The 25749-nt window shown below is 67.9% G+C and carries 27 protein-coding genes; 14 read left to right on the top strand and 13 right to left on the bottom strand.

Going from position 1 to position 25749, the window contains the following annotated elements:
- Nucleotides 1-78: 78 nt before the first annotated feature.
- The 8 genes from A4R44_RS33545 to A4R44_RS33580 form a co-directional block, all read right to left on the bottom strand.
- Nucleotides 79-804, bottom strand: a complete 726-nt coding sequence (locus tag A4R44_RS33545) for an ESX secretion-associated protein EspG (protein WP_232791903.1) — start codon at nt 802-804, stop codon at nt 79-81.
- 39 nt (nt 805-843) lie between these two features.
- Nucleotides 844-2181 carry a hypothetical protein gene (locus tag A4R44_RS33550; RefSeq protein ID WP_157905065.1) on the bottom strand — a complete coding sequence of 446 codons (1338 nt, stop codon included), beginning with the start codon at nt 2179-2181 and terminating at the stop codon, nt 844-846.
- A complete protein-coding gene (locus tag A4R44_RS33555) occupies nt 2178-2804 on the bottom strand; it encodes a DUF3558 domain-containing protein (RefSeq protein ID WP_067589644.1) in 627 nt (208 codons plus the stop codon). Before A4R44_RS33555 ends, A4R44_RS33550 begins: the two co-directional genes overlap by 4 nt.
- Nucleotides 2801-3232 carry a hypothetical protein gene (locus A4R44_RS33560; RefSeq protein ID WP_067589647.1) on the bottom strand — a complete coding sequence of 144 codons (432 nt, stop codon included), beginning with the start codon at nt 3230-3232 and terminating at the stop codon, nt 2801-2803. The genes A4R44_RS33555 and A4R44_RS33560 overlap by 4 nt, the downstream gene beginning before the upstream one ends.
- A gap of 367 nt (nt 3233-3599) precedes the next feature.
- Nucleotides 3600-4466, bottom strand: coding sequence for an aldehyde dehydrogenase family protein (locus A4R44_RS33565; RefSeq protein WP_067589650.1), 867 nt, complete (start codon nt 4464-4466; stop codon nt 3600-3602).
- The gene (locus A4R44_RS33570; RefSeq protein ID WP_067589653.1) at nt 4459-5892 is read right to left on the bottom strand and encodes an aldehyde dehydrogenase family protein; all 1434 of its coding nucleotides are present in this window, start codon (nt 5890-5892) and stop codon (nt 4459-4461) included. Before A4R44_RS33570 ends, A4R44_RS33565 begins: the two co-directional genes overlap by 8 nt.
- A gap of 1 nt (nt 5893) precedes the next feature.
- The gene (gene deoC / locus A4R44_RS33575; RefSeq protein WP_067589656.1) at nt 5894-6868 is read right to left on the bottom strand and encodes a deoxyribose-phosphate aldolase; all 975 of its coding nucleotides are present in this window, start codon (nt 6866-6868) and stop codon (nt 5894-5896) included.
- Nucleotides 6869-7004: 136 nt separating this feature from the next.
- Nucleotides 7005-7637: a DUF1707 domain-containing protein gene (locus A4R44_RS33580; protein ID WP_067589659.1), complete on the bottom strand. Its 633-nt coding sequence runs from the start codon at nt 7635-7637 to the stop codon at nt 7005-7007.
- 104 nt (nt 7638-7741) lie between these two features.
- On the opposite strand from A4R44_RS33580, the gene A4R44_RS51075 reads away from it, so the two are divergent.
- On the top strand, nt 7742-8185 hold the full coding sequence (locus tag A4R44_RS51075) for a protein tyrosine phosphatase (protein ID WP_067589662.1): 444 nt from the start codon (nt 7742-7744) through the stop codon (nt 8183-8185).
- 497 nt (nt 8186-8682) lie between these two features.
- Nucleotides 8683-9306 (top strand): uracil phosphoribosyltransferase, encoded by a 624-nt coding sequence (upp, locus tag A4R44_RS33590; protein WP_067589665.1) that lies wholly within the window; start codon nt 8683-8685, stop codon nt 9304-9306.
- Here the strand turns inward: upp and A4R44_RS33595 are convergent.
- Nucleotides 9299-9889, bottom strand: coding sequence for a TetR/AcrR family transcriptional regulator (locus A4R44_RS33595; RefSeq protein ID WP_067589668.1), 591 nt, complete (start codon nt 9887-9889; stop codon nt 9299-9301). The two genes, upp and A4R44_RS33595, sit on opposite strands and share 8 nt — an antisense overlap.
- Before the next feature lie 95 nt (nt 9890-9984).
- Between A4R44_RS33595 and A4R44_RS33600 the strand changes: the two genes are divergently transcribed.
- From A4R44_RS33600 to A4R44_RS33635, 9 genes are all read left to right on the top strand, one after another.
- A complete protein-coding gene (locus tag A4R44_RS33600) occupies nt 9985-10386 on the top strand; it encodes a MerR family transcriptional regulator (protein ID WP_067589671.1) in 402 nt (133 codons plus the stop codon).
- Nucleotides 10383-11363 (top strand): aldo/keto reductase, encoded by a 981-nt coding sequence (locus tag A4R44_RS33605; protein WP_067589674.1) that lies wholly within the window; start codon nt 10383-10385, stop codon nt 11361-11363. Before A4R44_RS33600 ends, A4R44_RS33605 begins: the two co-directional genes overlap by 4 nt.
- 240 nt (nt 11364-11603) lie before the next feature.
- Nucleotides 11604-12917: an NAD(P)-binding domain-containing protein gene (locus A4R44_RS33610; RefSeq protein ID WP_232791892.1), complete on the top strand. Its 1314-nt coding sequence runs from the start codon at nt 11604-11606 to the stop codon at nt 12915-12917.
- Nucleotides 12914-13156, top strand: a complete 243-nt coding sequence (locus A4R44_RS51080) for a hypothetical protein (RefSeq protein ID WP_232791893.1) — start codon at nt 12914-12916, stop codon at nt 13154-13156. Before A4R44_RS33610 ends, A4R44_RS51080 begins: the two co-directional genes overlap by 4 nt.
- A 1-nt stretch (nt 13157) precedes the next feature.
- Nucleotides 13158-14183, top strand: a complete 1026-nt coding sequence (locus A4R44_RS33615) for an alpha-hydroxy acid oxidase (protein WP_067589677.1) — start codon at nt 13158-13160, stop codon at nt 14181-14183.
- Nucleotides 14180-15502 (top strand): cytochrome P450, encoded by a 1323-nt coding sequence (locus A4R44_RS33620; protein WP_067589680.1) that lies wholly within the window; start codon nt 14180-14182, stop codon nt 15500-15502. Before A4R44_RS33615 ends, A4R44_RS33620 begins: the two co-directional genes overlap by 4 nt.
- On the top strand, nt 15499-16770 hold the full coding sequence (locus A4R44_RS33625; protein ID WP_067589683.1) for a cation:proton antiporter: 1272 nt from the start codon (nt 15499-15501) through the stop codon (nt 16768-16770). Before A4R44_RS33620 ends, A4R44_RS33625 begins: the two co-directional genes overlap by 4 nt.
- Before the next feature lie 92 nt (nt 16771-16862).
- Complete coding sequence (locus A4R44_RS33630) at nt 16863-17510, top strand: response regulator transcription factor (RefSeq protein ID WP_043831817.1); 648 nt, start codon at nt 16863-16865, stop codon at nt 17508-17510.
- A complete protein-coding gene (locus A4R44_RS33635) occupies nt 17507-18688 on the top strand; it encodes a HAMP domain-containing sensor histidine kinase (protein WP_067589686.1) in 1182 nt (393 codons plus the stop codon). Before A4R44_RS33630 ends, A4R44_RS33635 begins: the two co-directional genes overlap by 4 nt.
- Here the strand turns inward: A4R44_RS33635 and A4R44_RS33640 are convergent.
- Entirely contained in the window at nt 18663-19355 is a 693-nt protein-coding gene (locus A4R44_RS33640) for a YitT family protein (protein WP_067589688.1), read from the bottom strand. The genes A4R44_RS33635 and A4R44_RS33640 overlap by 26 nt on opposite strands.
- A 23-nt stretch (nt 19356-19378) precedes the next feature.
- Nucleotides 19379-21136 (bottom strand): adenine deaminase C-terminal domain-containing protein, encoded by a 1758-nt coding sequence (locus A4R44_RS33645; RefSeq protein WP_198545535.1) that lies wholly within the window; start codon nt 21134-21136, stop codon nt 19379-19381.
- A 117-nt stretch (nt 21137-21253) separates the two neighbouring features.
- Between A4R44_RS33645 and A4R44_RS33650 the strand changes: the two genes are divergently transcribed.
- Nucleotides 21254-22162, top strand: a complete 909-nt coding sequence (locus A4R44_RS33650; protein ID WP_067589694.1) for a LysR family transcriptional regulator — start codon at nt 21254-21256, stop codon at nt 22160-22162.
- A 174-nt stretch (nt 22163-22336) separates the two neighbouring features.
- Here A4R44_RS33650 and A4R44_RS33655 read toward each other — a convergent pair whose 3' ends face one another.
- A complete protein-coding gene (locus A4R44_RS33655) occupies nt 22337-22699 on the bottom strand; it encodes a hypothetical protein (RefSeq protein WP_067589698.1) in 363 nt (120 codons plus the stop codon).
- Nucleotides 22700-23134: 435 nt separating this feature from the next.
- On the opposite strand from A4R44_RS33655, the gene A4R44_RS33660 reads away from it, so the two are divergent.
- Both A4R44_RS33660 and hisS read left to right on the top strand, forming a co-directional pair.
- Nucleotides 23135-23518, top strand: coding sequence for a hypothetical protein (locus tag A4R44_RS33660; protein ID WP_067589984.1), 384 nt, complete (start codon nt 23135-23137; stop codon nt 23516-23518).
- A 36-nt stretch (nt 23519-23554) separates the two neighbouring features.
- A complete protein-coding gene (hisS, locus tag A4R44_RS33665; RefSeq protein ID WP_067589700.1) occupies nt 23555-24850 on the top strand; it encodes a histidine--tRNA ligase in 1296 nt (431 codons plus the stop codon).
- A 445-nt stretch (nt 24851-25295) separates the two neighbouring features.
- Here hisS and A4R44_RS33670 read toward each other — a convergent pair whose 3' ends face one another.
- Nucleotides 25296-25745, bottom strand: coding sequence for a flavodoxin family protein (locus A4R44_RS33670; protein WP_067589703.1), 450 nt, complete (start codon nt 25743-25745; stop codon nt 25296-25298).
- Nucleotides 25746-25749 lie beyond the last annotated feature (4 nt).

Raw genomic sequence — 25749 nt, forward strand, 5'->3', positions numbered from 1 at the left:
CCAATGGCACATGTTGGCAGAGAATTTCGCGAAAGGATAGAGGTGTGGTGCGAAATGTTGCGGCCCGCTGATCCTCGTTCAGGCAAGTTCGGCGAGCGTCAGCGTGAGCGCGTCGACGAGGTGGGTGCGGGTGCCTGAGTAAACGTTGATCTGCAGCCCGCCTGCGCCGTCCGGGCTGAGGAAACTGAGCACGCGCCCGCGTCCGGCGAGGTCGATCGCGGACAGCGGGGTGCTGTGCGTCCGGCTGCCGTCCTGCCCGCGGACAGCGGCGTGCATCAGATGCACCGCGTCTCGCCGGGCCCGCATCAGATGCCGCAATTCGTCCGCGCTGGCCGACGATTCGGCGAGCGGATCGGCGGCGGCGCTGTCGTAGTAGTCCCTGGGCACCTTGAGCGGCCGGAGCTTCGCCGGATCGCAGCCAGGCAGCAGATCGACCAGCCTGCCGCCGATGTCGCGCGGGGAAACAGGTTCGAGCTGCACGGACCGGCTGTCGGTCACGAGCCGCACGGCCTCCCGCCCGGCCGCCGCGACGAGAATCGCGCCGTTGTCCCCGCGACGGGCACCGAAATCGCTCCAGGAGTACACCTCGCGCCGTGCCTCGGCGAGGAGTCCGAGCGTGTCGCGCAGCCGCGGACTGGGCGCACCGCTCGCCGCGAGCCCGAACCGGGCCAGCAGCCCGAACGACTGGACCCGGAGTTCGTCCGCGAACTCGTCGGTCATGAACATCGGCGCGTGCTCGACCACGACGGGCGGGTCGCCGAGTTTCTCGTGCCCCCACACGGCGAGAAACGCCAACCGGGGCATCCGAATCGGTCGCTCGAGGATCGGCATCGCGCGGTCCCCTTAGCCGCCGATGGTCGGTGGTGTCGGAGGCAGGCCGGTACGGGGATCTACGGCGCGTTCGCCGTCGTCGTCGGTGAGGGAGAAGGCGGAGTCGGTTTCCAGGCCGTACTTGCGGTGGTGGTCCTTGGAATCTTCGGCCTTGCCGCGGTGGGGGGTCGGTCCGCTTACGCCTGGGGCGCCTCGGGAGCCGGGGGCACCGGTGGTGGTGCGTGCTGGGGTTGTTGCGGGGCGGCCTTCTTCGCCGGCGCCTTTTCCCGCGCCCGGTCTTGACGAGCTGCCCGCGCGGGCTTCGCTATTCCCGCCTGTGCGACCGGTTTCCCCTCGGCTGTTTCGTCCGACATTGCTCGGGTCTCCCCGTCCGCTTTGGACGGGAAGCCCGCCGGCCGGTCCCGGTGACCACGTGCTGCCGCTCTCGGATCCGTCCGCGCGAGGCGCGCCGATGGGGTGGAGCCAATCCCGGGTCGTCGCTGGGTTCGGCGTCCATCCGGTGGTCGTCGTCTGGTCGCTGGTTCTTGGGTGCGGTGCCGCGCCCGGCGTGGATACGCCGCCTGGCCCGTGCGCCAAGCCGGGCATGGCCGGTCCTGCCGGTCTGTCCGCCGGTGCCGGCGCGCCGTCCCGCGCGTGCGGTTCCTCTGGGCTGCTGGGAGGGCGGTGGGAAATCGCCGTCGGAAGCCGAGCGCTGCGGTCCTTGTTGGGCGGGCCCTGGCCGGGACCGGGCGAGGGGTGCTGCTCGCCGAATCCGTCGATGCCGCCGTAGTCGGATTGCAAGTTCTGACTGTTCGTCCTGGCGTGCTGAGCGTAGGCCTGGTAGCGGTCGACGTTCTGCTGGGCCACTGCGTTGTATTCGCTGATTTCCTTCTCCGTGTCGGTCTCCCACGGGGAGATCCGGTCGAAGAAGTTCCGGTGCGGAGGGACTGGCGGCAGCTGCTGCAGTGACGACTTCATGGCGTCGAACCCGTGCGCGATATCGGTCAAATTGGAGCCGTTGACACCATAAATCGCCGCGGACGAGGCCGCCGTCTCCGCCAAATTCCTGACGCGGGCCTTCGCGGCCTCCGAGCCCGCGCCGGTCCACGCGGACTCCAGGCCGGAGTTCACCCGGGAGAGCAGGTCGCCGGCCTCGTTGTGCTGGCTGGAGAGTGTCTGAGCCTGACCGGCCCCCACGTGCCAGCTATTCGTTCCCCCGCCGGTCAGGACTTTCTGGATCAGCTCGGGCGCGGGGAGCGCTTCTCGGCCAGGGCCGTCCTGCCAGAGGGACGAGGCGAACTTGCCGAGGTCGTCGATGCGATCGCCGATCCAGTGACCGGCACCCTCGATGATCTCGAAGAAGCCCATCACGCGCCCGCCCGTTGGCGCAGGTTGGTGACGACGATGTCGGCGGCTTGCGCGGCGACCGCGCAAGGATCGGCCTTTCCGGCCTTGCTTTCCCCGAGGGTGATCGACACATCGACGGACAGGTCGTCGGAAGTTCCGAAGCTGACCTGACACGCGCTGTTGAGTCCGATGCCGTCGAAATCGGAGAAGGCGACCGCCGGAAACCCTTGAATCGGCGGGAGCGGCCTCCAGACCTTAACTTTCGGCCGGCTGTTCTGGTAGACGGCGCTGAGTCCCTGATGGTCGTCGGTGACATAACCTACCCGAACGGCGGCACCGGAATCGATATTGCTCCAATCGCAGGTGGGGCCCAGCCCGGAGAGAGTGCGTGCTTTGCCGGCCGGCATGGTGGTGATGATGCGCCCCACCTGCGTTTTGGTCAGCGCGGTCCGGCAGGGGTCTCCGGACAGGACTGACGAGGGCAATGGATGCTCGACCTTGGGTGCGCCGCTGTGCGGCAACGCCGCGGGGGCCGACGGCCCGGTCTCGGGCACGCTGGTCGGTGCTGGCGTCTGTCCGCCGGAACAAGCCGCGGCGAGCGAGGCAAGACCGGCAGCGACAAGCACGGCGGGAAGGCGGCGGGTCATCCTGCGAGTCCCGTCGCCTTGTCGCCGGAGGCAGCGTTTTTCACGGCATTAGCTGCGGCTGCTTCGGAATCCTCAGTGAGATCTAGTGCCTTTTCCAGTTTCTGCACAAGTTCGTCGGCGTAGGCGTACAGGCGGTGAACGTTCGCAACACCTGCGCCGAACGCGCCGTTCGAGGATCCGTCGCCGATCAATTGCGACTGGTAGGCGGTGCTCGCGATGTCATCCGCGGGGGCGACGATCCGCAGCAAGGTCGTCGCAGTCGTTTGCATGTCCCGGAACTGTTGACGGGCCCGCTTGGCCAGGCTGAGCATGCTGCGGGCGTCGTCGCGGCTCATGGTGAAGCCCGGGCCGGGCGGTGCTGCTCCGGTGCCGGTGATGGTGAAGTCCGGCAACCAGTTCGTACCTGCGTCAGCGGCAGGCTGGTCCATGTCCTCGCCCTCCCCACGACACGGCGGACACTTCGCACAACGGTCGGTTCGGTGCCTCACGGCGATATTCACCGTAGCCGACAGAACACGGTAAGTCGTGGGAGTGGAGTGTATTTGCGGGAAATCGCTAGAGGTGGCGAGAAATTGCGCGAATCCGGCCGTTTGATAAGCGAAAAACTGCGATAATATTATCCTGGTAAATGGAGTACGCGGCTTGCTGGGCACAGAGTAGTTCACGGTGGTCCTTTCGGGCTAGTCGCCCACCTTAAGGACGTGAACCCGTTCACCGCGCGTCTTGTCTCAGAAAATAGACAAGGCCAGTCCTCCGGGTGATGGACCGGAGGACGGGCCTTGGCTAACTCGAATGTCAGACGCCCATGGGGTGCCAGACCGTTTTCGCTTCCAGGTACCGCCGAAGGCGGGACAGGTCGGGTTCTGCTGTCCAGTCCGGTTCAGCGTCGGGGACGGACAGGACTCGTTTCACTGTCCCGGCGGCTTCCTGGGCCAGGGTGACACGGTCTCCGGGGGTGGCACCGGTCGGGTCGAGGGCGTTGACGTCTCCGTGGGAGGCAAGCCATGGGCCCAGTTCCGCGGCGTGGCCGGTGAGGATGTTGGCGACGCCGCCGGGGACGTCGGAGGTGGCCAGGACCTCGGACAGGGTGATGGCGGGCAGGGGGCGGTCCGCGCTGGAGACCAGGACCGCCGTCGAGCCGGTGGCCAGGACGGGGGCCAGTACTGTCACCAGGCCCAGCAGGGAGGACTCTTGCGGGGCCAGGACGCCCACGACGCCGGTGGGCTCGGGCGTGGTGAAGGAGAAGTACGGGCCGGCGACCGGGTTGGCGGCGCCAAGGACCGAGGCGATCTTGTCGGTCCAGCCCGCGTACCAGACCCAGCGGTCGATGGCGGCGTCCACAAGGGACTCGGCCTTTTTCGCGGGGACGCCCTCGCAGGCGGCTACCTCGGCGGCGAACTGGGCGCGGCGGCCCTCCATTACCTCGGCGACGCGGTAGAGCACCTGGCCTCGGTTGTAAGCAGTTGCCGACGACCAGCCGGGGAACGCCTTGCGCGCGGCGGACACCGCGTCGCGCAGGTCTTTGCGGGACGCGTGGGCCGCGTTGGCCAGGAAAGCGCCCTGGGAATCGGTGACCGGGTAGACCCGGCCCGATTCCGAGCGCGGGAATTTGCCGCCCAGGTAAAGCTTGTAGGTTTTGGCGACGGAAATCCGGTCAGACATTGAGGTAGGCCTCCAAACCGGTGCGTCCGCCTTCGCGGCCGAAACCGGACTCCTGGTAGCCGCCGAACGGGGCGGCGGGGTCGAAGCGGTTGAACGTGTTGGCCCAGACGACGCCTGCCCGGAGCTGGTTCGCCATCCACAGAATGCGCGAACCCTTCTCGGTCCAGATGCCCGCGGACAACCCGTACGGCGTGTTGTTCGCCTTCGCCACGGCCTCTTCCGGGGTACGGAAGGTGAGGACCGACAGCACCGGTCCGAAGATCTCCTCGCGGGCGATCCGCATCGACTGGTGAACCTCGGAGAACACCGTCGGTGCGAAGAAAAAACCGCGGTCGGGCACCGGGCACGGGCTGGTCCAGCGTTGTGCGCCTTCCGCGTCGCCGGATTCGACCAGGCCGCGGATCTTCGCCAGTTGCTCGGCCGAGTTGATCGCGCCGAGGTCGGTGTTCTTGTCCAGCGGGTCGCCCAGGCGCAGCGTCGACACCCGGTACCGGAGCTTCTCCAGCACTTCCTCGGCCACCGATTCCTGCACCAGCAGCCGCGAGCCCGCGCAGCAGACGTGGCCCTGGTTGAAGAAGATCCCGTTGACGATCCCCTCCACCGCCTGGTCCAGCGGGGCGTCGTCGAACACGACGTTCGCCGCCTTGCCGCCGAGTTCCAGGGTCAGCTTCTTGCGGGTGCCCGCGACGGTGCGCTGGATCAGCTTGCCGACCTCGGTGGAGCCGGTGAACGCGATCTTGTCGACGTCCGGATGCTCCACAATGGACGCTCCGATGTCACCGGCTCCGGGCAGGATGTTCACCACGCCCGGCGGCAGCTCGGCCTGCTGGCAGATCTCGGCGAACACCAGCGCGGTCAGCGGCGTGGTCTCGGCGGGCTTCAGCACAACGGTGTTGCCGGTGGCCAGCGCCGGCGCGATCTTCCACGCCAGCATCAGCAGCGGGAAGTTCCACGGGATCACCTGGCCCGCGACGCCGAGCGGCTTCGGATCCGGGCCGTAGCCGGCGTAGCCGAGCTTGTCCGCCCAGCCCGCGTGGTAGAAGAAATGCGCGGCCGCGGTGGGCACGTCGGAGTCGCGCGACTCCTTGATCGGCTTCCCGTTGTCCAGCGTCTCCAGCACCGCCAGTTCGCGCGAGCGTTCCTGGATCAGCCGCGCGATGCGGAACAGGTACTTCGCCCGCTCGGCTCCCGGCATTTTCGACCAGACCGACGTGTACGCCTTGCGTGCGGCCTTCACCGCGGTGTCCACATCGGACACCGACGCGGTGCCGACCTCGGCGAGGATCTCCTCGGTGGCCGGGTTGACCGTCTTGAGCGGCTCGCCGGAACCGTCGACGAACTCGCCGTTGACGAACGGCTTGTACTGCTCTTTCAGATTGGCCAGTGCGCGCGATTCCGGCGCGGGCGCGTATTCGAAGATGCCCATGTCAGTCCACCGTCACGTAGTCAGGGCCGCTGTAGTGGCCGTCCACCTGGGTGCGCCGCTGCAGCAGCAGGTCGTTGAGCAGGCTCGACGCGCCGAACCGGAACAGTTCCGGCGTGAGCCACTGCTCGCCCGCGACCTCGTGCACGGCGACGAGGTACTTGATCGCGTCCTTGGTCGTCCGGATCCCGCCCGCGGGCTTGACGCCGCGCAGTTCGCCGGTGCGCTCGTGCCAGTCGTGCACCGCCTGCAGCATCACGTGCGTGACCGGCAGCGTCGCGGCGGGCGACACCTTGCCGGTGGACGTCTTGATGAAGTCCCCGCCCGCCAGCAGCGCGAGCCAGGACGCGCGGCGGACGTTGTCGTACGTCGCCAGCTCGCCCGTTTCGAGGATCACCTTGAGGTGCGCCGAGCCGCAGGCCGCTTTCACGGCGCGGATCTCGTCGAACACTTCCAGGTAGCGGCCTTCGAGGAAGGCGCCGCGGTCGATCACCATGTCGACCTCGTCCGCGCCCGCCTCGACCGCGAGCCGGGTGTCGGCCAGCTTCACCTCGCGGCTCGTGCGGCCCGCCGGGAAGCCGGTGGCGACGCTCGCCACCCGCACCCCGCTGCCCGCGAGCGCTTCGACGGCTGTCCCCACCAGGTCCGGGTACACGCACACGGCCGCGACGCGCGGGCAGTCCTGCCGCTCGGGGTCCGGCCGCATCGCCTTGGCGGCGAGGCCGCGGACCTTGCCGCGCGTGTCGGCTCCTTCGAGCGTGGTCAGGTCGACCATCGACACCGCGGTGTCGATCGCCCACCGCTTGGCTTCCTTTTTGATGCTCCGGGTCGCGAGCCCTGCCGCGCGCTGCTCGACGCCGACCTGGTCGACACCGGGCAGCCCGTGCAGGAACCGCCGCAGGCTCGCTTCGTCGCGAGTGACGTCCGTCAGCGGCGACGGGGTTTCCGGCACCGATGACGGGCTGGTGGTAGCTGTCATACCGCTGAGTGTAGGTGCGCGACAGCAGGTGCCGGAGCGCTCACCGGAATCTGTGGACAGCTGGTCACAGGCTCGCGGTTGTCCACAGCGCCGCGGTGCGGGCGGCGGTTTTTGTCGGTGGTGTGTGCAGTCGGGTTCAGGACTCGATCTGCGGTGCGTTCAGATCCTTGGCCGGCTTGCGGTACACGACGACGCCGCCCCAGAAGCCGAGGCCGTTGATTGTCACGGTCGGGGCGGTCGGCGGTGCCGGCGGCGCGCCGGACTTGTCCTCCAGCATGAACGCGCCCATGAAACCGATGCCGGTGACGTTCACGTTGATGTCGTCGGGGACGGTGATCTCGATCCCGCCCATGATCGCGACCGCGGTGATCGTGCAGGATTTTTCGGCGAACCGGGCGCTGCGCAGGTCGATTTCGGCACCGCCCCAGAACGCGAAAGTCGTGTGCTGCTGCGGCAGGACCCAGCTGCCCTTGCGTACGGCCCCGGACATCACGCCGATCGACACGGCGGAACCGGGATGCCCGCCGACGCGGTTGTCCGGCAGCCCGAGCACGCGCGAAGGGGCGGGCTGCAGCGAAGCCGACGCGGTGGTGGCGACCGCCGCGCTGCCGGGCAGGTCGGCGGTCACCGGTTTGAGGTCCGCGAACGTTTTCGCGGAGTAGACGCTGGAGAGCCGCTCTTCCAATTCGTCGATCGTGATGCGGCCTTCGGACAGCGCCTGGTGTAGCACCTGCGCGACCTGCTCCCGATCGGCGTCCGACACGCGCATCTGGTCCGGGCCCGGCGTGGCTGGGTCTTCACTCACCTGGGGCAGCCTAGCCCTGTCGGGTTTGCCTCGGGTCCATCGAACGGTGGATAGGGGACGATGGCGTGATGGATTCTGCGTTGATGGGGACTCTCGTGCTTCCGGATGGGGCCCGGTTGCGGGCGCGCGGGCTGGGGAAGCCGAAGCCGGCGGGGCCGGAGCCGGAGTTCGGGTTGTATCTGGGGTCGCGGCGGATGCGGGCCAAGTACGACGCTTCGTTGCGCTGGGAGCGTCGGTGGGTGTTGTGGCCGGACTTCCTGCTGCCGCGTGATCGGGAGGGGGCCCGGCGGGAGATTCTGGAGTTGCACGCTCGGGCTGTCGCCGGGGAGGCCGTGGAGGTGGCTTGTCTCGGCGGGGTCGGGCGGACTGGGACTGTGCTGGCTTGTTTGGTGACGATGGGTGGGATGGGGGCTGAGGAAGCTGTGGCTTGGGTTCGGGAGAACCATCACGCTCGGGCGGTGGAGACGCCTTGGCAGCGGCGGTGGGTTCGGTGGTTTGCTGAGTCTCGGTAGGGGGGCTCGTCGCCTGGGGGCGACATTGGCCTGGTTGCTGGCGTGGGGCACCCCGAAGGTTGAGTGTGCTGACGGGCGGCGGGTGCTTGTCAAGGCGGGGAAGATGCCTTGACAAGCACCCGCCGCCNGCGGGGGAGGGGCTGGGTGCCTCGATGGTCGGGTGCGTCGGCTGCGGGGGAGGGGCTGGGTGTCTCGGTCGTGGGTGCATCGGCTGCGGGGGAGGGGCTGGGTGTCTCGGTCGTGGGTGCGCCGGCTGTGGGGGAGGGGCCGGGTGTCTCGATGGTGGGTGCGCCGGGGGCGGTTTGCGGGCGGGGCCGCGAAGGGCTCCTTGAGGGAACCCGCGTTCGTGAAGGGGGCGTCTCACGGGCTGGTGGAGGGTCGTGAGGGGAACCCTGCGGGAATCAGAGTCAATGAGGGTGGCCCTCACGAAGTAAGCGGGCCCACGAACGCGCGGGGAACGGGTGGCGTCCCCGAAACGGGCAGCTAAGTTGTGCGGCATGGATGTGCATGTAGTCGATCACCCGCTGGCCAAGGCTCGTCTCTCGACCATGCGGGACGCTCGGACGGACAGTGCTGCGTTCCGGGCCGCGCTGCATGAGTTGACTGTCATGCTCGTTTACGAAGCCACGCGGGACGCGCCGGTGCGTACCGAGCGCATCCATACTCCGGTCGCGCGCACTGACGCGTATCGGCTCGCCAGTCCGCCGTTGCTGGTGCCCGTGTTGCGGGCCGGACTTGGCATGGCTGACCAGGCGCACAAGCTGATCCCGGACGCGCAGATGGGGTTCGTGGGGCTCGCTCGCGACGAGGAGACGCTCAAGCCGACCCCGTACCTGGAGTCGCTGCCCGAGTCGCTCGCGGACCGGCCGGTGCTGGTGCTGGATCCGATGCTCGCGACCGGTGGCTCGATGGAGTACACGATCCGCCTGCTGACCGGCCGTGGCGCTACTGACGTCACCGCCATCTGTGCGCTCGCCGCGCCGGAGGGGCTGGCGCATCTGGAGCAGACCGGGCTGCCGGTCCGGGTGGTCACGTCGAGCATTGACGAGCGGCTCAACGACTCCGGCTTCATCGTGCCGGGCCTCGGCGACGCGGGGGATCGACAGTACGGCGCTAGGTAAGCCAGCCGGAAGCGTTGGCGTGCAAGGCTTTCTCGTACGCGTCGGAAACGCTGAAGCCGTCGGGCAGGCGGCCGGACAGTTCCAGCGACACCAGGCCGTGCACGAAACCCCACAGGCTGACGGTGATCAGCTCGGGCGCGACGTCCTGAAAGCGGCCGGACGACACGGCGGCGCGGACTACCCCCATCAACGGGGCGAGGGTGGCTTGGGCGACCTCGTCGGCCTCGGCGTTGGGTTCGAAACCCGGCACGGAGCGGCTGAACATGATCGCGTACAGGTGCGGGTCGGCGAGGGCGCTTTCGCGGTACGCGATGCCTAGCCGCACGACGTCGGCTACTGCGTCGCCGGACCGGGGGACCCTCGCCAGGCGGGTGCCGAAGCGGCGGAAGCCTTCCACGTACAGTGCGTTCACCAGGTTCGGTTTGCTGCCGAACAGCGAGTACACCGCGGTGGTCGAGGTACCGGAGTCGGCGGCCAGTTTGCGCAGCGACAGGGCTTTGGGGCCGTCCGCGGAGATCAGTTCGCCTGCCCGGTCCAGGAGCTTCAGCCGGAGGGTTTCGTCGTGCGTACGGGGACGAGGCATGTACCCAGCGTAACGCAACAACGTTATAAAACGCGACCATAGCCGCCGGTTCAAGATTTGACCTGGAGCGTACTCCAGGTCGTACTGTCGAGCGCATGAGCTACTCGATAGCGGAAGCCGCACGACGTAGCGGCCTGTCGATCGACACCCTCCGGTACTACGAACGGATCAAGCTTCTCGAACCGCCCGCGCGCGATTCGGCTGGGCGGCGCGCCTACTCCGACGAGGACCTGAACTGGCTCGGCTTCCTCACGAAGCTGCGGCTCACCGGGATGCCGATCAAGAGCATGCGCGAGTACGCCTCGCTGCGCAGGCACGGGGTGGCCAGCGCGGGACGGCGCAAGGCGATCCTCGTGGAGCAGCGGCAGTCGGTCGCCGACCGGATCGCCGAGCTGCGGGGTTGTCTCGACATTTTGGACTACAAGATCGCCAACTACGAGCAGATCGAGCGCAATGCCTTCGGCGTCGCGCCCGAAATGGAGGGAATTTCCGCGTGATCGGTACGAGGAAGCTCGGCGCACTGGAGGTCGGGGCGCAGGGGCTCGGCTGCATGGGGATGAGCTCGGCCTACGGCGTGCGCGACAACGACGGCGAGTCCGTCGCCACCGTGCACCGGGCGCTGGAACTGGGGGTGACCCTGCTCGACACGGCCAACGTGTACGGCGCGGGGGAGAACGAGAAGCTTGTCGGAAAGGCGATCGCGGACCGTCGCGACCAGGTGGTTCTCGCGACGAAGTTCGGCATCGTGCACACCGGCGAGGGCATGACCGCGCGCGGTGACGCCGCATACGTGAAGCAGTGCTGCGACGAATCGCTGCAGCGGCTCCGGGGCGACCACATCGACCTCTACTACCAGCACCGGGTCGACCCGAACGTCCCGGTCGAGGAGACCTGGGGCGCGCTCGCCGAGCTGGTCCAGGCCGGGAAGATCCGTTTCGCCGGGATCTCCGAGGCAGGCGCGGAGACCATCCGGCGGGCGCACGCGGTGCATCCGGTCACCGCGCTGCAGAGCGAATGGTCGCTGTGGACGCGTGGCATCGAGGACGGAATTCTCGGCACCTGCCGAGAGCTGGGGATCGGAATCGTGCCGTTCTCGCCACTGGGGCGCGGGTTCCTGACCGGTGCGGTCACCTCGGTGCGGGAGCTGCCCGAGGGCGACATGCGGCGCGGCCTGCCGCGGTTCGCCGAGGACAACTTCGCACGCAACATGGCGATTGTCGAGGCGCTGCGCGCGCTGGCCGCGGACAAGGGCGTCACGGCGGGGCAGCTGGCGCTCGCCTGGGTGCAGGCCAAGGGTCCCGACGTCGTGCCGATCCCGGGCACGAAGCGGCGGAAGTACCTGGAAGAGAATGTCGGCGCGGCCGAACTCGAACTGTCCGAAGACGACCTCGCGGCGATCGAGAAGGCCGCTCCGGCCGAGGCGGTCGCCGGCGAGCGGTACCCGGAGGCGCTCGCGCGCGTCACCGGCAAGTAGCGGCCGCATCAGTGGCGAAGCTGCCCCTGCCCGATGGGCGCGGCCCGGCCGGGTGCACGTACGTGAGGGGAACTGTGAGGGAATCAGATTCCCTCACAGTTCCCCTCACGTACGCCGGCGGGAGCGGGGAGAGCCACGCGGCCCGGGTGTCCCGAAGACCGGGTACGTTCTGAGGGATTTCTGAGATCTTCCGACCACTCTGATCGCCGTCAGATCAAGGCGACGCGGGAGGTCGGTGTCATGGCGGACGTGCTGGACTACCTGGTGGTCGGAGCCGGGCCGGCGGGATTGCAGCTCGGGCGGCAGCTGGGCGGGGCCGGGCGCAGCTACCTGGTCCTGGAGCGCGGGTCCGTGCCCGCGGCGTTCTTCACGCGTTTTCCCCGGCACCGCACGCTCATCTCGGTCAACAAGAAGTACACCGGATGGACCGAACCCGAGCTGAACCTCCGGGTCGACTGGAACTCGCTGCTCGACGACGGGCCCGACCCGCTCGTCTTCACCGACTACAGCGCCGAGATGTTTCCGCCTGCGGAAGCGTTCCTGCGCTACGCCGCCGATTACGCGGCGAAACACGAACTCAAAATCCGGTACGACACCGAGGTTACGCGAATTTCGCGCGTGGACGATGTCTTCACGGTCACCGCCGCGGACGGGGAAACGTTCAGTGCGCGCCGGCTGATCATGGCGACCGGCGTGACCAAACCGTATGTCCCGGACGTGCCGGGCATGGAACTGGTCGACCAGTACGCCGATTACGACACCGAGCCGGAGCAGTTCATCAACCAGCGCGTTCTCGTGCTGGGAAAGGGAAACTCCGCATTCGAGACCGCGGACAGCATCAACGCCTACGCCGCGGTGCTGCACGTCGCGGGTCCGCGGCCGGTAAAGCTCGCCTGGCGGACGCACTTCGTCGGACATCTCCGCGCGTACAACGCTGGCGTGCTCGACATGTACCAGCTGAAACTGCAGCACGCGATTCTCGACGGTGACGTCCGCGAGATCACCAAGGCTGACGACGGATACCACGTCAAGTTCGCCTTCGCCCGCGCCAACGAACTCCTCAAGGAGATCCGCTACGACCGGGTCATCGCGGCGACCGGATTCCGGTTCGACGCCTCGATGTTCGACGAGGACTGCCGTCCGGAGATGACGATCAACAACCGGTTCCCGGCGCAAACGTCCTCGTGGGAATCGGTGAACGTGGCTGGACTCTACTTCGCCGGGACGATCACTCAGGTCCGTGATTTCAAGAAGTCCACCAGTGCGTTCATCCACGGCTATCGCTACGGCGTGCGTGCGCTGTCCAAGGTGCTCGACGAGCGTTACCACGACACCGAATGGCCGAACACGGTGGTGGCCAGCAAAACCAGCGAAATGGTCGACGCCGTCATCCGCCGGATCAACCGTACTTCCGCGCTGTACCAGCAATTCGGCTTCCTCGCCGACGTCCTCGTGGTCNCGTGGTCGACGGCGACCAGGCCCGCTACTACCAGGAAGTCCCGGTCGGCCGGTTCAAGGACACCCCGCTGGGCGAGAGTGCCAACGCGTTCGTGATCACCCTCGACTACGGGCCGGACCACGACAAGATCGACCCGTTCGACTTCACCGTCACCCGAGCGAGCCAGGACGTCGCGAACGATTCCGGCGAGGGGCATTACCTGCACCCGATTGTCCGGCATTACCAGGGCGGGGAATTGGTCGCGACGCACCACGTGACGGAGAATCTCGAAAACGAGTGGAACCGTCCGGTGCACGTGGACGCGTTGACCGCCTTCTTCACCAAGCAGCTCTGACATGCGCACGATCGCCGAGCTGGAATCCATCGCGCGGGAACGGATGGAACCAGCGCACTACGACTATTACGCGGGCGGAGCGGGCGAGGAAGCCACCTTGCGCGCCAACGAAGAAGAATTCCGCCGCCGGGTGCTCGTGCCACGCGCACTGCGCGGAGTCGGCAAACGCGACCTGACGGCGGAAATCGCCGGGGTGTCGATGTCGATGCCGGTTCTGGTGTGCCCGACGGCATTCCACCGGCTCGCGCATTCGGACGGAGAACTCGCGACCGCGCGAGCGAGCGCCGAGGCGGGAACCGTCTTCGTGTGCAGCATGGCCTCGACGACGGCGGTCGAGGAGGTCGCCAAGGTCGCCGACGTGTTCTGGTTCCAGCTGTATGTGCAGTCAGACCGGGAGTTCACCGAATCGGTCATCAGCCGGGCGGCGAACGCGGGTGCGCGAGCGCTGGTGGTGACGGTCGACTCCGCGGTGCACGGGCGGCGGGAACGCGACCACCGCAATGCCTTTCACGATCTCCCTCCCGGGCTGGCCGCGGAGAACATGCGTGACGCCACCGGCCGGGTACGCGACATCGAGATGCCCGTCGACCTGACCTGGGAAGACCTGGACTGGCTGCGCAAAACCACGAAAATGCCGATGCTGCTCAAGGGTGTGGTACATCCGGAGGACGCTCGGCGCGCGGTGGCGGCCGGAATCGACGGGCTCGTGGTGTCCAACCACGGCGGCCGGCAACTCGACGGCGCGATTTCGAGCCTGGCCGCGCTTCCCGAAATAGTGTCCGTTGTGGACGGTCAGGTGCCGCTGATTCTCGATGGCGGCGTGCGGAGCGGCGCGGACGTGGTCAAGGCCCTCGCTCTCGGCGCGGACGCGGTCGGCGTCGGCAGGCCGGTGCTGTGGGGGCTCGCCGCGGCGGGACAGGAAGGAGTCGCCGAAGTGCTGGAACGGCTGCGCGAGGAAACGGACACCGCACTCGGGCTGTGCGGGGCGCGCACGCCCGGCGAGCTGACCGCGGACCTGGTCCGATGAAGCGGCTCGTGCTCGCCGGGGCGGCCGGGCTGATCGCGACCTCGCCGAAATGGCTGCCCGGCCGGGTGGTCGCGCTGCGGAACCGGATTTTCGCGCTGGTCAACGGGGACGAGGGCTACCCGGTCCCGGTCGAGGACTTCCGCCGGGTGTACGCCGATCCGGCGGCCGACGGACGCAGCGAGGGCGCCGCGCTGTCCGACCTGTTCTGGTACTGGCTCGCGCCCGGACCGCAGGTGCACCAGGAACATCTGGAGCCGGGTCCGCGCTACGACGAGGTCGCCAAGACCACCCGCAACATCCTGGTCAAGTCCAAGGCGGAGTCGCAGGCGCTGACCGAACGGGTCGCCGCGCGCGTGCTCGACCGGATCGAGACCGGGCCGGGACGGTTGATCCGGTTGCGCGACGAGATGATGCCGGTCTGGGCCGAGCTGTACTACGAGCTGGTCTTCGGCGAACCGTGTCCGCCGGAAGCGCGGGACCTGATCGTCGGGCATGCCGACGACGTCGTGTCCGCGCTGAAGTGCGTGCGCCCGCGCAACATGCGCCGTCGCGCCCGGCTCACCGCGTACCTGCGGCGCAGGCTCGACGACGTACCGCATCCGCTGCCGTCCCGGCTCACCCGCGAGGAGCAGGCGTTCTACCTGCAAGGGACGTTCTTCAACACCGCGGTCGTGCAGATGTCCGAGGCGATGGCGCACCTGCTGATGGTGCTCGCCGAACATCCGCAGGTGCAGCAGCGGCTCGCGGAAAACCCGGACGACGACGAGTATTTCGACCGCGTGCTGGACGAATGCCTCCGTACGTACCCGCTGTTCGGCATCGCGCACCGCATCACCACCGGCGACATCGAACTGGCCGACCGGACCATCGACGCCGGCACCGTGCTGCTGTTCAGCTACCCGGAATTCCACCACGCCGGGGTCGACCGTGCCGACGAGTTCGACCCGGAGCGCTGGGTCGGCTGCCCCGCGCACCAGCAGAGAAATTTCCTGCCCTTCGGCGTCGCGCAGAACCGGTCGTGCCCCGCGCGCGGCCTCGCCCCGGTGACCATGCGGGTGGTCACCAGGGAGTTCCTGCGCCGGTTCACCCTTGCCACGAGCGCCGCGCACACCCGGTCGATTCCCAATCGCGGGCCGGTTTTTCTCGCCTCGCGCGGATCGCGGAGAAACCCGCGGACGGTGCTGGCCTATTTGGCGGTGCGCGATCGCTGGGAAGACGTGTGGCGCAGCCTCGCGCAGTTGGTGTTCGGCACCTACATGGTGCTCGACGCGCGCCGGCTCCGGTTGTGTACCACACACTTCCAAGGAGGAACCCGATGAGCGCCGTAGCAGCCGCACCCGCGTTTTTCCTGGCGGCCGTGGTGATCCTGGCGGCCTGCCGGGCGGTGAACGCGCTCGCCGTGCGCCTCGGGCAGCCGCCGGTGGTCGGCGAAATGATCACCGGCGTGCTGCTGGGCCCGTCGTTGCTCGGGCTCGTGGCACCGGGCGTGCAGGAATGGCTGTTCCCGGATTCGGTGCGGACGCTGCTGTACCTCGGCGGCCAGATCGGGCTGGTCATCTACATGTTCGGCGCGGGCTACGAGTTCCGGCTGAGCGCGCTGAAGGAAGGGCGGAAAACCGTCGCGGCGGTGTCCGCCGCGGGCACCGCCGTGCCGCTCGCGCTCGGCGTGGGGGTGAGCGTGCTCGGCGCGAACTGGGCCGGAATCCTGAAACCCGGGGTGTCGCCGGTGGTTTCGGCGGCGTTCGTCGCGGTGGCGCTCGCGATCACGGCGTTCCCGATGATGGCCCGGATCATCACCGAGCGCGGCCTGGGCAGCACGAGGTTCGGTTCCCTCGCGCTGGCCTGCGGCGCTCTCGACGACGTCCTCGCCTGGATCCTGCTGGCCGTCGTGCTCGGCATGCACGCCGGCACGGCCGGTCCGATAGCGACGGCCATCGGCGGCGGAGTGCTGTTCGTGCTCCTGGTGTGGCTGGTGGTCCGCCGGATCGTGGCGAAGGTGATGGACAACCCGCGCGGGTCGGTGGACCAGCGGATGCTCGTGACCGTCATGTTCCTGTTCGGCGCCGCGTGGTTCACCGACGTCATCGGCCTGTACGCGGTGTTCGGCGCGTTCATGCTCGGGCTGGTGTTCCCGCGCGGCGAGGCGGCCGACGCGGTGCTCGCGCGGATCATGCCGGTCGGCCGGGTCGTGTTCCTGCCGCTGTTCTTCACCTATTCCGGCCTCAACACGCGATTCGCGCTGCTCGCCGACCCGAAACTGCTGCTGTTCGCGCTGGTCTGCATCGCGGTCGCGGTGGCCGGCAAACTCGGCGCCTCGTGGGGCGCGGCACGGATGACCGGCGAACCGCAACCGGTCGCGCTGCGGATCGGCGTGCTGGTGAACGCGCGCGGGCTGATGCAATTGGTGGCATTGAACGTCGGGCTGTCCGCCGGAATCGTCTCGCCCGCGCTGTTCACCGTGCTGGTGCTCGTCGCGCTCGTCACCACGATCATGACCTCGCCGCTGCTCGGCTGGCTGGACAAACGCGACGCCCGCCGGTACGCGGACGGGGAAATGCCCGAATTTCTCCTGAGCGGGCGAAGCTGAGCGATTGCCTACGAAAGTCGAGGGTCGGATGGCCGGATCACTGCGAGTATGGACCTGTGCACGATGAGGCAGAGACCCCGGCGGCTTCCCGGGTGCTCCTGGTCGAGGACGATCGCGACCTCGCCGGGATGCTCGTCGAATTGCTCGCCGGAGAAGGTTACGAGACCGAAGTGGCCCACGACGGACAGCGCGGCCTGCACCTCGGGCTCACCGGAAGGCACGCGGTGGTGATTCTCGACCGGCGGCTGCCGGTGGTCGACGGCCTGTCGGTGCTGGCCCAGCTGCGCCGCCGGGCGGTGCCCGCACGGGTGCTGGTGCTGTCCGCGCTGGGCGAGCTGGCCGACCGGGTGCACGGCCTCGACACCGGGGCCGACGACTACCTGGTGAAACCGTTCGAGACCGACGAACTGCTCGCCCGGGTGCGTGCGTTGTGCCGCCGCGACGAGGAACACGCCGAATCCCTCCCGCTCGGCGCGGCGGCGCTCGACCTCCAGCGGCACGAGGTCGTACTGCCGCGTGGCGAGCGGGTGACGCTGTCCGGTCGCGAGTTCGAGCTGTTGCGCACGCTCGCCCAGCGGCCCAAAGCGATCCACCCGCGCGCGTCGCTGCGCGCGGGAGTGTTCACCGAATCCGCCGCGGAGTCCATTGTGGACACCTATGTTTACTACCTGCGGCGGAAGCTGGGCCGGGGCGTAGTGAAGACCGTGCACGGCCTCGGCTACCAGATCGGGGCGGTGTGACCACCGTCGTCGCCCCGGAGGCGCGGGCGCTGCGGCGCGCGCGGCGGACCATCGCGAGTCAGATCGCCGTGGTGATCACGATGGTCGTGCTCGCCGCGGGCGTGATCGCGTACTGGGTGCTGCTGCGCGGGCAGGCCGCGGAGACCGAACGGCAGCTGGAATTCGCGCTGGGCCACGGGCTTTCCGCGACCCCGCCCGGATGCACCTACCTGGTGACGCCGCAGGGGCACGCGCCTGCCGGGCGGCTGCCGTTCCCGCTCCCGCCGGCGCCGCGAGTACCGAATGACGGCGATGTGGTGACCGAAGAACGCGTGCTGGACGGTGCCACGTACACCATCCGCACGGTCAACCGCGGCGGCGAAGTCTGGCAGGCGTTCTTCAACGAGCATTACCTGATCTCGGACCGGGAACAGCTGCTGCTAGGGCTCGGGGTGGCCGAGCTGGTGGTGCTGATCGTCTCGGTGATCAGCGGGTATCTGCTGGCCGGGCGGGCGATCCGGCCGTTGGGCGAGGCGTTGCGCAGGCAACGGACGTTCGTCGCCGACGCGTCCCACGAGCTGCGGGCGCCGCTGACCCGGTTGCACACCCGCACGCAGCTGCTGGCCCGGCGCGGCGGCGCGGGACCGGCCGAGCTGGAAACCCTGGTCTCCGGCACCCGGGAACTGGGCGCGGTGGTCGACGATCTGCTGTTGTCCGCGCAGGCCTGTTCCGAGCGGCCGCACCTGGAACCGGTACAGCTTGCGGTGCTGGCGGAACAGGCCGTGGCGGCGGAATCGGTCCGCGCGAGCGACCGGCAGGTGGACCTCCGGCTGAGCCGTTCGCCGGGGCTGGAGGACGTGGTGCCGGGTGTGCCGACCGCGTTGCGGCGAGTGCTGTCCGCCTTGCTGGACAACGCGATCGGGCACACGCCGCCGGGCGGGTCGATCGAGGTGATTCTCGCCAACCCGGACGCCCGGCACGTGGAACTGCGCGTGTGCGACACCGGGACGGGCTTCCCGCAGCACGAAGCGGAACGGCTTTTCGAGCGGTTCGCCCACGGGGCGCACGGCGAGGGGCGGCGGTTCGGACTGGGGCTGGCGCTGGTGCAGGAAGTGGTCGCGGGACACGGCGGGACGATCGCCGCGTTCGGAAAGCCCGGGGCCGGCGCGACGTTCACGTTGCGCTTTCAACGGGCTTGAGCTTGCGGGCTTGGAACTTCCGGTACAGGAAGAAGTAGAGCTTGATGTACTGACCGACCAGTACGGCGTTGATGATCGTGCCCTCGCGGATGAAATGCGGTCCGCCGAGGAAGATCAATCCGATGCCCGCCGAGATGGCCAGCAGCGTGCAGTCGAAGCCGGTCTTGATGTTTCCCCATTTGCGGCCGGTCTTCTTCTGCAGGGTGTTGACGAACAGGTCGATCGGCATCAGCACCAGATTGGCGCGGATCATCAGGAAAAGCCCGAACGCCAGCATCGCGTCGGCGAGGAACAGCAACGCGAGATTAGCCGCGTACGGCGCCAGGGAGATCCACTTCGTCGCCATCAGGTTGAAGTCGAGCAACGCGGCCAGGATCAGTGCCGGTACCAGCGAGAACAGATTTTGGAGCGTGAATGCCCTTGGCAGCACCAGGAAAGTCAGGATGAGCATGAGCACTTCGAGCATGAGATTGAACGTGCCCTGGCTGAGCGGCGGGAGCACGAGCGTCATCGTGCGGGTCAGGCTGCTTTGCGGGGAGATGCCGATCCCGGCCCGGATGGCCAGGCCGAGACCGAGTGTCAGCAGATAGATGCCGACGATGTAAGTGATCCAGCGCCGTACTGCGTTTCCGTTGTCGACTACGCCCGCGTCTTTGTCGTAAGGCACGACCGCGACCTCCTCGTTGAGGGTTACTTCATGAATCCGAAACGGTCGAGCGAGATGAACAGGGTCAGGAGCTTGTTGACAACGGGCTCGCCTTCGTTGCGGTTGCCCAGTTTTTCGAGCGCGGTGTCGACCGTGTGGGTCGCGTCGATGAGTTCGGCGAGGTTCATGTCGGCCATCACGCCGTAGAACTCCAGCGGCAGACACGCTTTCGTCTCGCCGTCCTCGGTCACGAGGCAGCCGCCGACCAGCGTGTCCAACTGCTTGAGGTTGGCGCACATCTCCGCGCTCTCGCTGCCGACGCTCACGAAGTACGCCGACGGTGCGGGCCAGAACGTCGACACCGCACCGCGGTCGATCTTCACGCCCTTGAACAACCCGGTGACGATGTGCCGTTTCCCATCGGCATAGCGCTGCACGACCGAGATCCGGTTGAGCCGCTCGCCTTCGTGCTCGGGCACGACCGCGCCGTCGCGGAACGGTACCCAGATCTCTTGGGCGAACTTGCGGTGACCGCGTCCGTAAACGTCGAAAAGCAGCACCTTCGCCTGATCGCCCGCTGCCGAGATTTCGATCGGCTTCAGATCGAGCTGTTCGGGCGTAAGATCGGTGAGCCCCGGTTTCGGTTCCTTGGCCAGACTGGAGTAATCGATGCCGACGCGGTTGAGCAGCTCGCGGTCGCGGGCCACCAGCTCGCCGCCCTTGAACACATACCGCGGGTTGATCTTCGCGAGACTGTCGGTGAGGACGATGTCCGCGAAGCGGCCCGGGCTGAGCGAACCGAGGTCCCGGTCCTTGCGGAACGAGCGGGCGGCGTAAAGGGTGCCCATTTTGATCGCCTTGATCGGCGGCATGCCCATTTCGATCGCCAGCGAGATCACCCAGTCGATATGGCCCTGCCGCAGGACGCGGTCCACCGAGATATTGTCGGCGCAGAGCTGGAAGTTCTCCGCGGGCCAGCGCCGTTTCACGATGGCACGCAACATGGTCCGGATGACCTCGGGACTTCCGACGCCGAACTTGATCTGCGTGTTCAGGCCGTAGCGGACGCTCTTTTCGATGTCGTCCTCGTTCCAGACGTCGTGGTTGTTGTCGACGCCGATCGCGGGCATGTAGTTCAGCAGCATGTCCGACAGCGCCGTGACGCCCCAATGGCAGTTCACGAACCCGGAATTGGCCCGGCCCAGCGCGGATTTGCGGAAGTCGTCGGCGTCCCCGGTCATGTAGGACAGGTGAGCCAGTTCGCCCAGCCCGATCACCGGATCCATCTTCAACATGGCCTCGGTGACGTCCGTCGAGGTCTTCTTCCCCGGCGCGAACGCGTAAAGCCGATACGGCAGCTTTTCGTGGTCAGCGAACAGCGTCTGGACCGCTTCCACCGCCTCGTCCCCGGCCGCGCTGGCGAAATCCAGGGTTTCCCCGAAGACCGTGGTCGTTCCGCTCGGGACGATCGCCTCCCCGAACGCCGCCGGATGCGCGAGCTGAGACTCGAAATGCAGATGCGCGTCGATCAACCCGGGAATCGCGTAAAGCCCCTCGCCGTCGAAAACCTCACGCACCCGCACGATCGACTCGTCGGGGTTCAGCGCGATGATCCGCTGCCGGTAAACGAGAAGCGTGCCGGGATAGACACTTTCCGTGTGCACGTCGACGATGTGAAGATTGCGCAGCAGCAGGTCCGCTTCCTGCTCGCCGGCGAGAATGTCGAAGATCGTCCGCAGGTGATCTTCTTGCGCGGCAACGTCTTCCGTCGCGAGCGGGGGATAGGTCGGCGATTCCGGCACGGTGTCCTCACTTCGATGTCGTTGGTGCACTGATAGAACCCGGCGGACACCGTTGCTGACAAGCATTCATTTTCGTACGACGTGTACTCTTTTTTCGTACGCTTAGGAGGTCCGCCCGTGCTCCACTCCCGGTTGCTGCAGTACATCGACGAAGTGGCGCGCCTCGGGTCCATCCGCGCGGCCGGCGCCCGGCTGCATGTCGCGCCGTCGGCGATCAACCGGCAGATCCTGCTGCTGGAAGCGGAACTCGGCCAGCCGCTGTTCGACCGCCTGCCGCGCGGCATGCGTCCGACGCCGGCCGGGGAGGCGCTTCTCGCGCACGTCCGGCGCACCCTGCAGCAGTACCGCGAAACCGTCGCGGACATCCGCGACCTGCACGCGCTCGGCAGCGGCGAGGTCGTGATCGCCACGATGACCGGCCTGGCCAGCAGCGTCGTCGCCACCGCCGCAGCGGCGTTCCGGGCTCGGCACCCGCGAGTCCGGATCTCGATCCGGACGATGACAACGCAGGACATCCTGCGCGCCGTCGAGGCCAGCGAGGCCGACCTCGGTCTCGGCTTCAACGTCCCGCCGTCCGCGCACCTCGAGGTCTGCTGGCAGATGAACACCCGGCTCGGCGTTGTCGTGGCCCCGCACCATCCGCTCGCCGGCGCGGACCCGATCCCGCTCGCGCAGTGCCCGCCCTATCCGCTGATCTTCGCCGACCGATCGATGGTTATCCACGGCATCGTCGCGGAGGCCTTCGCCAAAGCCGGTCTCGACATCGAACCGGCTTTCCACACGAACTCGATCGAGACCATGAAACGGCTCGCTGCCTCCGGTGACGCGATCGCGTTCCTCAGCGAATTCGACATCGCCGAAGAAATCCGGGACGGACGGCTCGTCTTCCGGCCGGTGCGCGACGCGTTCAGCAACAATGTGGTTTCGTTGGTACGCCGGGAAAAGCACGGCCACGGCTTGGCGAGTCTTTTGCTGGCCGAGGACATCGTGGGCGCGCTGACCCACGCACAGACACCGCGGCCGTAACGTTGAGCCTGCCCTGGTTCCGGCGCGGGTCCAGTGTCTCGCCGAAGCGCCCAATGCCACGTTGGGCTTTCTCGGTAGCTGTGGTGTGCGGCCTCGCTGCGGCGCTCTCCTCTCACGCACGCCCACGCCGGGCAGCGCGCTACCGAGAAACCCACTGGGGCAGCGCCAGCCGGCTCAGTCGGTGAGGGTGTCTGTCGGCAACAACGCCCGCAACCGCCGGGTCGTCGCCTCGTACTCGACATACGCGCGCGAATTCTCCGGCCCGCCAGCGGCCATCAGCTCGTCGTGCGCGATCGCCTGCTCCGCGATCACCGAAGCGAGCAGCACCAGAAACCGGGCCGAACGTTCGGAACGGACCGCCATCTCGGCGGAACCGGGGAGGCCGCGTTCGGCGAACCCCTCGAACGCGGCGGTGTTCTCGCGCTGCTTTTCCGCCAGCAACCGGCAGGTCGCCGATTGCTGGCGAAGCTGGTCGGCATAAGCCAACGCGACGTCCTGCGGCGAAGCGGCATCCCCTGGCTGGCTCACGCCCGACATGATGCCCGTTCTCCGCCGCGGACACCTACTGGATCGGTTTCCTGGAACGCGATGCCCGTGAAAACAGCGGAGACAGCGACGGTGAACAGGGTGGATTCGGTGCGGAAGACCCGCAGGGGCACGGTCCCGGACGCATTCAGAGCAGGGTGGCGCGGACGAGACGGAGGCGAGGTTCGCCCAGATCCGGCCTTGAGATGGACCGGTTTCTTCTTCGCCGTCTGGTGCGCGGCCTGAGTGAGCAGGGCGAGACACCGAAGGCGACGGACAAGGCGAGACCGGCCCGCTGGCGCGGCGTCGGAGGTCCTAGCCCATGGACTTCTGTGCCGTGCGCCGTGCCGCACCGCCTGCAGGCGGGGACAGCGGCACCGTCTCCGAAGTTTCGTGACAGTGTTTTAAAACGGTGTTATGGTCATGGTCGCACTCAAGGAGGCGTCCATGCACGGCCCAGTCCAGTTGTTCACCGTCATCGCGCTCGTATCGCTGCCCACCGTCATGTACGGCGGCTACGCGCTGAGTGGCGTGCTGCGCCGCGGTGACCTCACCGAGAAGCAGCGCGGGTTCTTCCGCGCTGGCCACGCACACGCCGGTGTGCTGCTCGTCCTCACGCTCGCCGCGTTGCAGCTGGTCGAGCACGGCGGGCTCACCGACACCGCGCGCTGGATCGTCTGCTTCCTGCTGCTGTTCGGCGTGCTCGCGCAGTCCGGCGGGTTCTTCCTCGCGATGCTGCGCACCCGCGTCGGCATGAGCGTCACGACCGGCGGCGCGGTGCTGCTCGGCGCGGCCATGCTGCTCACCGCCTACGGCATCGCGTTCCCCTGACGAAATCGCTGGCGCCGGGTCGTTAAGCTGGATGACGTGCCTGAATACCTGTCAACTGCGCCTGTCAAGGGGACCCGAGACTTCCTCCCCGCCGAAATGTCCGTCCGCACGCAGGTGTTCGGCCATCTCTACGACGTGCTGGAGCGCTACGGCTACCTCCGCTACGACGGCCCGATCCTGGAGCAGGCGGAGGTCTACGAGCGGAAGTCCGGCCAGGAGATCGCCGACCAGCAGCTGTACACGCTCACCACGCGCGGCGGCGAACGGCTCGCGCTGCGCCCGGAGATGACGCCGTCGGTGGCCCGGATGATCGCCGGCCACGCGAAATCGCTGTCGTTCCCGGTGCGCTGGTACAGCCACCCGAACTGCCACCGCTACGAACGCCCGCAGCGCGGCCGCGTGCGCGAGCACTGGCAGATCAACGCCGACATCTTCGGTTCGGAAAGCGCGAACTGCGAGATCGAGATGTTCGAGCTGATCCACGACCTGATGGGCGGCCTCGGCGCGACGCCGGACATGTTCGCGGTGCGGGTCAACGACCGGAACCTGCTTTCGTCGGCGCTGACCGACGTCGTCGGGATCTCGCCGGATCACTTGGCGCAGGTGTTCGCGCTCGTCGACCGGTGGGAGAAGACCTCGGCCGAGGAGCACGCGGCGAGCGCCGCCGAGATCGGGCTGTCGGACAAGCAGTACGAGAAGCTCGCCGAGACCCTCAGCGCGGGCCCGGCGCTGCTCGACGAGCTGCCCGCGGAGGTCAAGGCCGGGTCGAACCTGGTCAAGGTGCTCTCCAGCAGCGCGGCGAGCCTGGTCCGGTACGAGCCGCTGATCGTGCGTGGGCTGGCGTACTACACCTCGACGGTGTTCGAGGTCTTCGACACCTCGCCGCAGAACCGCCGGGCGCTGTTCGGCGGCGGCCGGTACAGCAACCTCGCCTCGATGTTCACCAAGGAGCAGATCTCCGGCATCGGGTTCGGCATGGGCGACGTGACGTTGATGGACTTCCTCGACACGCACGGCCTTGCGCCGCAGCCGCGCAGCGAGGTCGACGTCGCGGTCATCCCGGTCACCGAGGATCTGGCGGACCCGGCTCGCGACGTCGCGACGGTGCTGCGCAAGGCGGGCCTGCGCACGTCGACCCCGCTGGAACTGCGCAAACTGGGCAAGGAGCTCACCCGTGCGGACAAGGCGGGCGCGGTCGCGGTCGTCATCGTGGGCGAGGAGGACTGGGCGGCAGGCCGGGTGACGGTCCGGAGCCTGGCCACGCGCGAGCAGCAGCAGGTCGCGGTGGCCGATGTCCCGGCCGCGGTGCGGGCGATGGTCTCGCCGGCCTGATTTTCTCGAGGCGGGCGGCGGTCTCCGGACTGGCGCCCGCCTTTCTTATCCGCCGAGTGGCGGATTCGGTGCGTTTTCGTCACTCACCGCAGTCGGCTGCCGGTGAATCAGCCGCCGGCTCCGGCTATCCACAATGGACGGTCCGTTGGGCCGGTCGGGGTGCCGGTGGTCCGCTGACTGGGACACGGAGCGTGCCGGATCCATGTTTCCCGGGCTTCGCGGGCCTGGTCGGCGCCCTCGGAGTTGAATCGAGCACGCTTGGTTGCCAGTGCAGGGTCGTCATGATCGGTTCTTTGTAGTACCCTTGCGTAGTCGAGGTTGATCGCCTTCGTTGCGAACCCTTGACCTGGCCTGTTGCCGGAGGTCGACCCCCAGGGCTTCCGGTGACAGGCCTCTTTACTTTTCCCTGGAAGGCTGGTGGCCCTGTTCCGGACAGCAAGACTGCTCACATGAGCGTCGCGGCAAGGGTTCCGCCGAGTTCGGTCACCGCGTCCAGCGCGGCTTTGCCCGGTTCGCCCGTCACGAGCACGGGCTCGGCCACCCGGGTCCAGCCGAGCCCGGTCGTGATCGCGTCGAGTTGCCGCACGGTCCCGGACGTGTCGTTGTTGCCGTGCACGTACGCCCCGAACGGACGGCCCCTCGTCGCGTCCAGGCACGGGTAGTACACGGTGTCGAAGAAATGCTTCAACGCGCCGCTCATGCTGCCGAGATTCGCCGGCGTGCCGAGGAGGTAGCCGTCGGCGGCGAGCACATCGGCCACGGTCGCGCCGAGCGCGGGACGGCGGACGACGTCGACGCCCTCGATGTCCGGATGCTTCGCACCGGCGAGCGCGGCTTCGAACATCGCCTGCATCGACGGCGACGGCGTGTGGTGCACGATCAGCAACGTTGGCATGGTT

The organism is Amycolatopsis sp. M39 (assembly GCF_001651785.1).
In the GTDB taxonomy this organism is placed as follows: Bacteria; Actinomycetota; Actinomycetes; order Mycobacteriales; family Pseudonocardiaceae; genus Amycolatopsis; species Amycolatopsis rubida.

Excerpts from the sequence above, each read along its gene's own strand:
- A4R44_RS33670 (WP_067589703.1), bottom strand. The coding sequence starts at position 25,745 with ATGCCAACGTTGCTGATCGTGCACCACACGCCGTCGCCGTCGATGCAG.
- deoC (WP_067589656.1), bottom strand. The coding sequence starts at position 6,868 with ATGACAGCTACCACCAGCCCGTCATCGGTGCCGGAAACCCCGTCGCCG.
- A4R44_RS33560 (WP_067589647.1), bottom strand. The coding sequence starts at position 3,232 with ATGGACCAGCCTGCCGCTGACGCAGGTACGAACTGGTTGCCGGACTTC.
- A4R44_RS33580 (WP_067589659.1), bottom strand. The coding sequence starts at position 7,637 with ATGCGCGTGTCGGACGCCGATCGGGAGCAGGTCGCGCAGGTGCTACAC.
- A4R44_RS33595 (WP_067589668.1), bottom strand. The coding sequence starts at position 9,889 with ATGCCTCGTCCCCGTACGCACGACGAAACCCTCCGGCTGAAGCTCCTG.
- A4R44_RS33615 (WP_067589677.1), top strand. The coding sequence starts at position 13,158 with ATGCGCACGATCGCCGAGCTGGAATCCATCGCGCGGGAACGGATGGAA.
- A4R44_RS33555 (WP_067589644.1), bottom strand. The coding sequence starts at position 2,804 with ATGACCCGCCGCCTTCCCGCCGTGCTTGTCGCTGCCGGTCTTGCCTCG.
- A4R44_RS33660 (WP_067589984.1), top strand. The coding sequence starts at position 23,135 with ATGCACGGCCCAGTCCAGTTGTTCACCGTCATCGCGCTCGTATCGCTG.
- A4R44_RS51075 (WP_067589662.1), top strand. The coding sequence starts at position 7,742 with ATGGATTCTGCGTTGATGGGGACTCTCGTGCTTCCGGATGGGGCCCGG.
- upp (WP_067589665.1), top strand. The coding sequence starts at position 8,683 with ATGGATGTGCATGTAGTCGATCACCCGCTGGCCAAGGCTCGTCTCTCG.
- A4R44_RS33570 (WP_067589653.1), bottom strand. The coding sequence starts at position 5,892 with ATGGGCATCTTCGAATACGCGCCCGCGCCGGAATCGCGCGCACTGGCC.
- A4R44_RS33620 (WP_067589680.1), top strand. The coding sequence starts at position 14,180 with ATGAAGCGGCTCGTGCTCGCCGGGGCGGCCGGGCTGATCGCGACCTCG.
- A4R44_RS33565 (WP_067589650.1), bottom strand. The coding sequence starts at position 4,466 with ATGTCTGACCGGATTTCCGTCGCCAAAACCTACAAGCTTTACCTGGGC.
- A4R44_RS33655 (WP_067589698.1), bottom strand. The coding sequence starts at position 22,699 with ATGTCGGGCGTGAGCCAGCCAGGGGATGCCGCTTCGCCGCAGGACGTC.
- A4R44_RS33545 (WP_232791903.1), bottom strand. The coding sequence starts at position 804 with ATGCCCCGGTTGGCGTTTCTCGCCGTGTGGGGGCACGAGAAACTCGGC.
- A4R44_RS33625 (WP_067589683.1), top strand. The coding sequence starts at position 15,499 with ATGAGCGCCGTAGCAGCCGCACCCGCGTTTTTCCTGGCGGCCGTGGTG.
- A4R44_RS33600 (WP_067589671.1), top strand. The coding sequence starts at position 9,985 with ATGAGCTACTCGATAGCGGAAGCCGCACGACGTAGCGGCCTGTCGATC.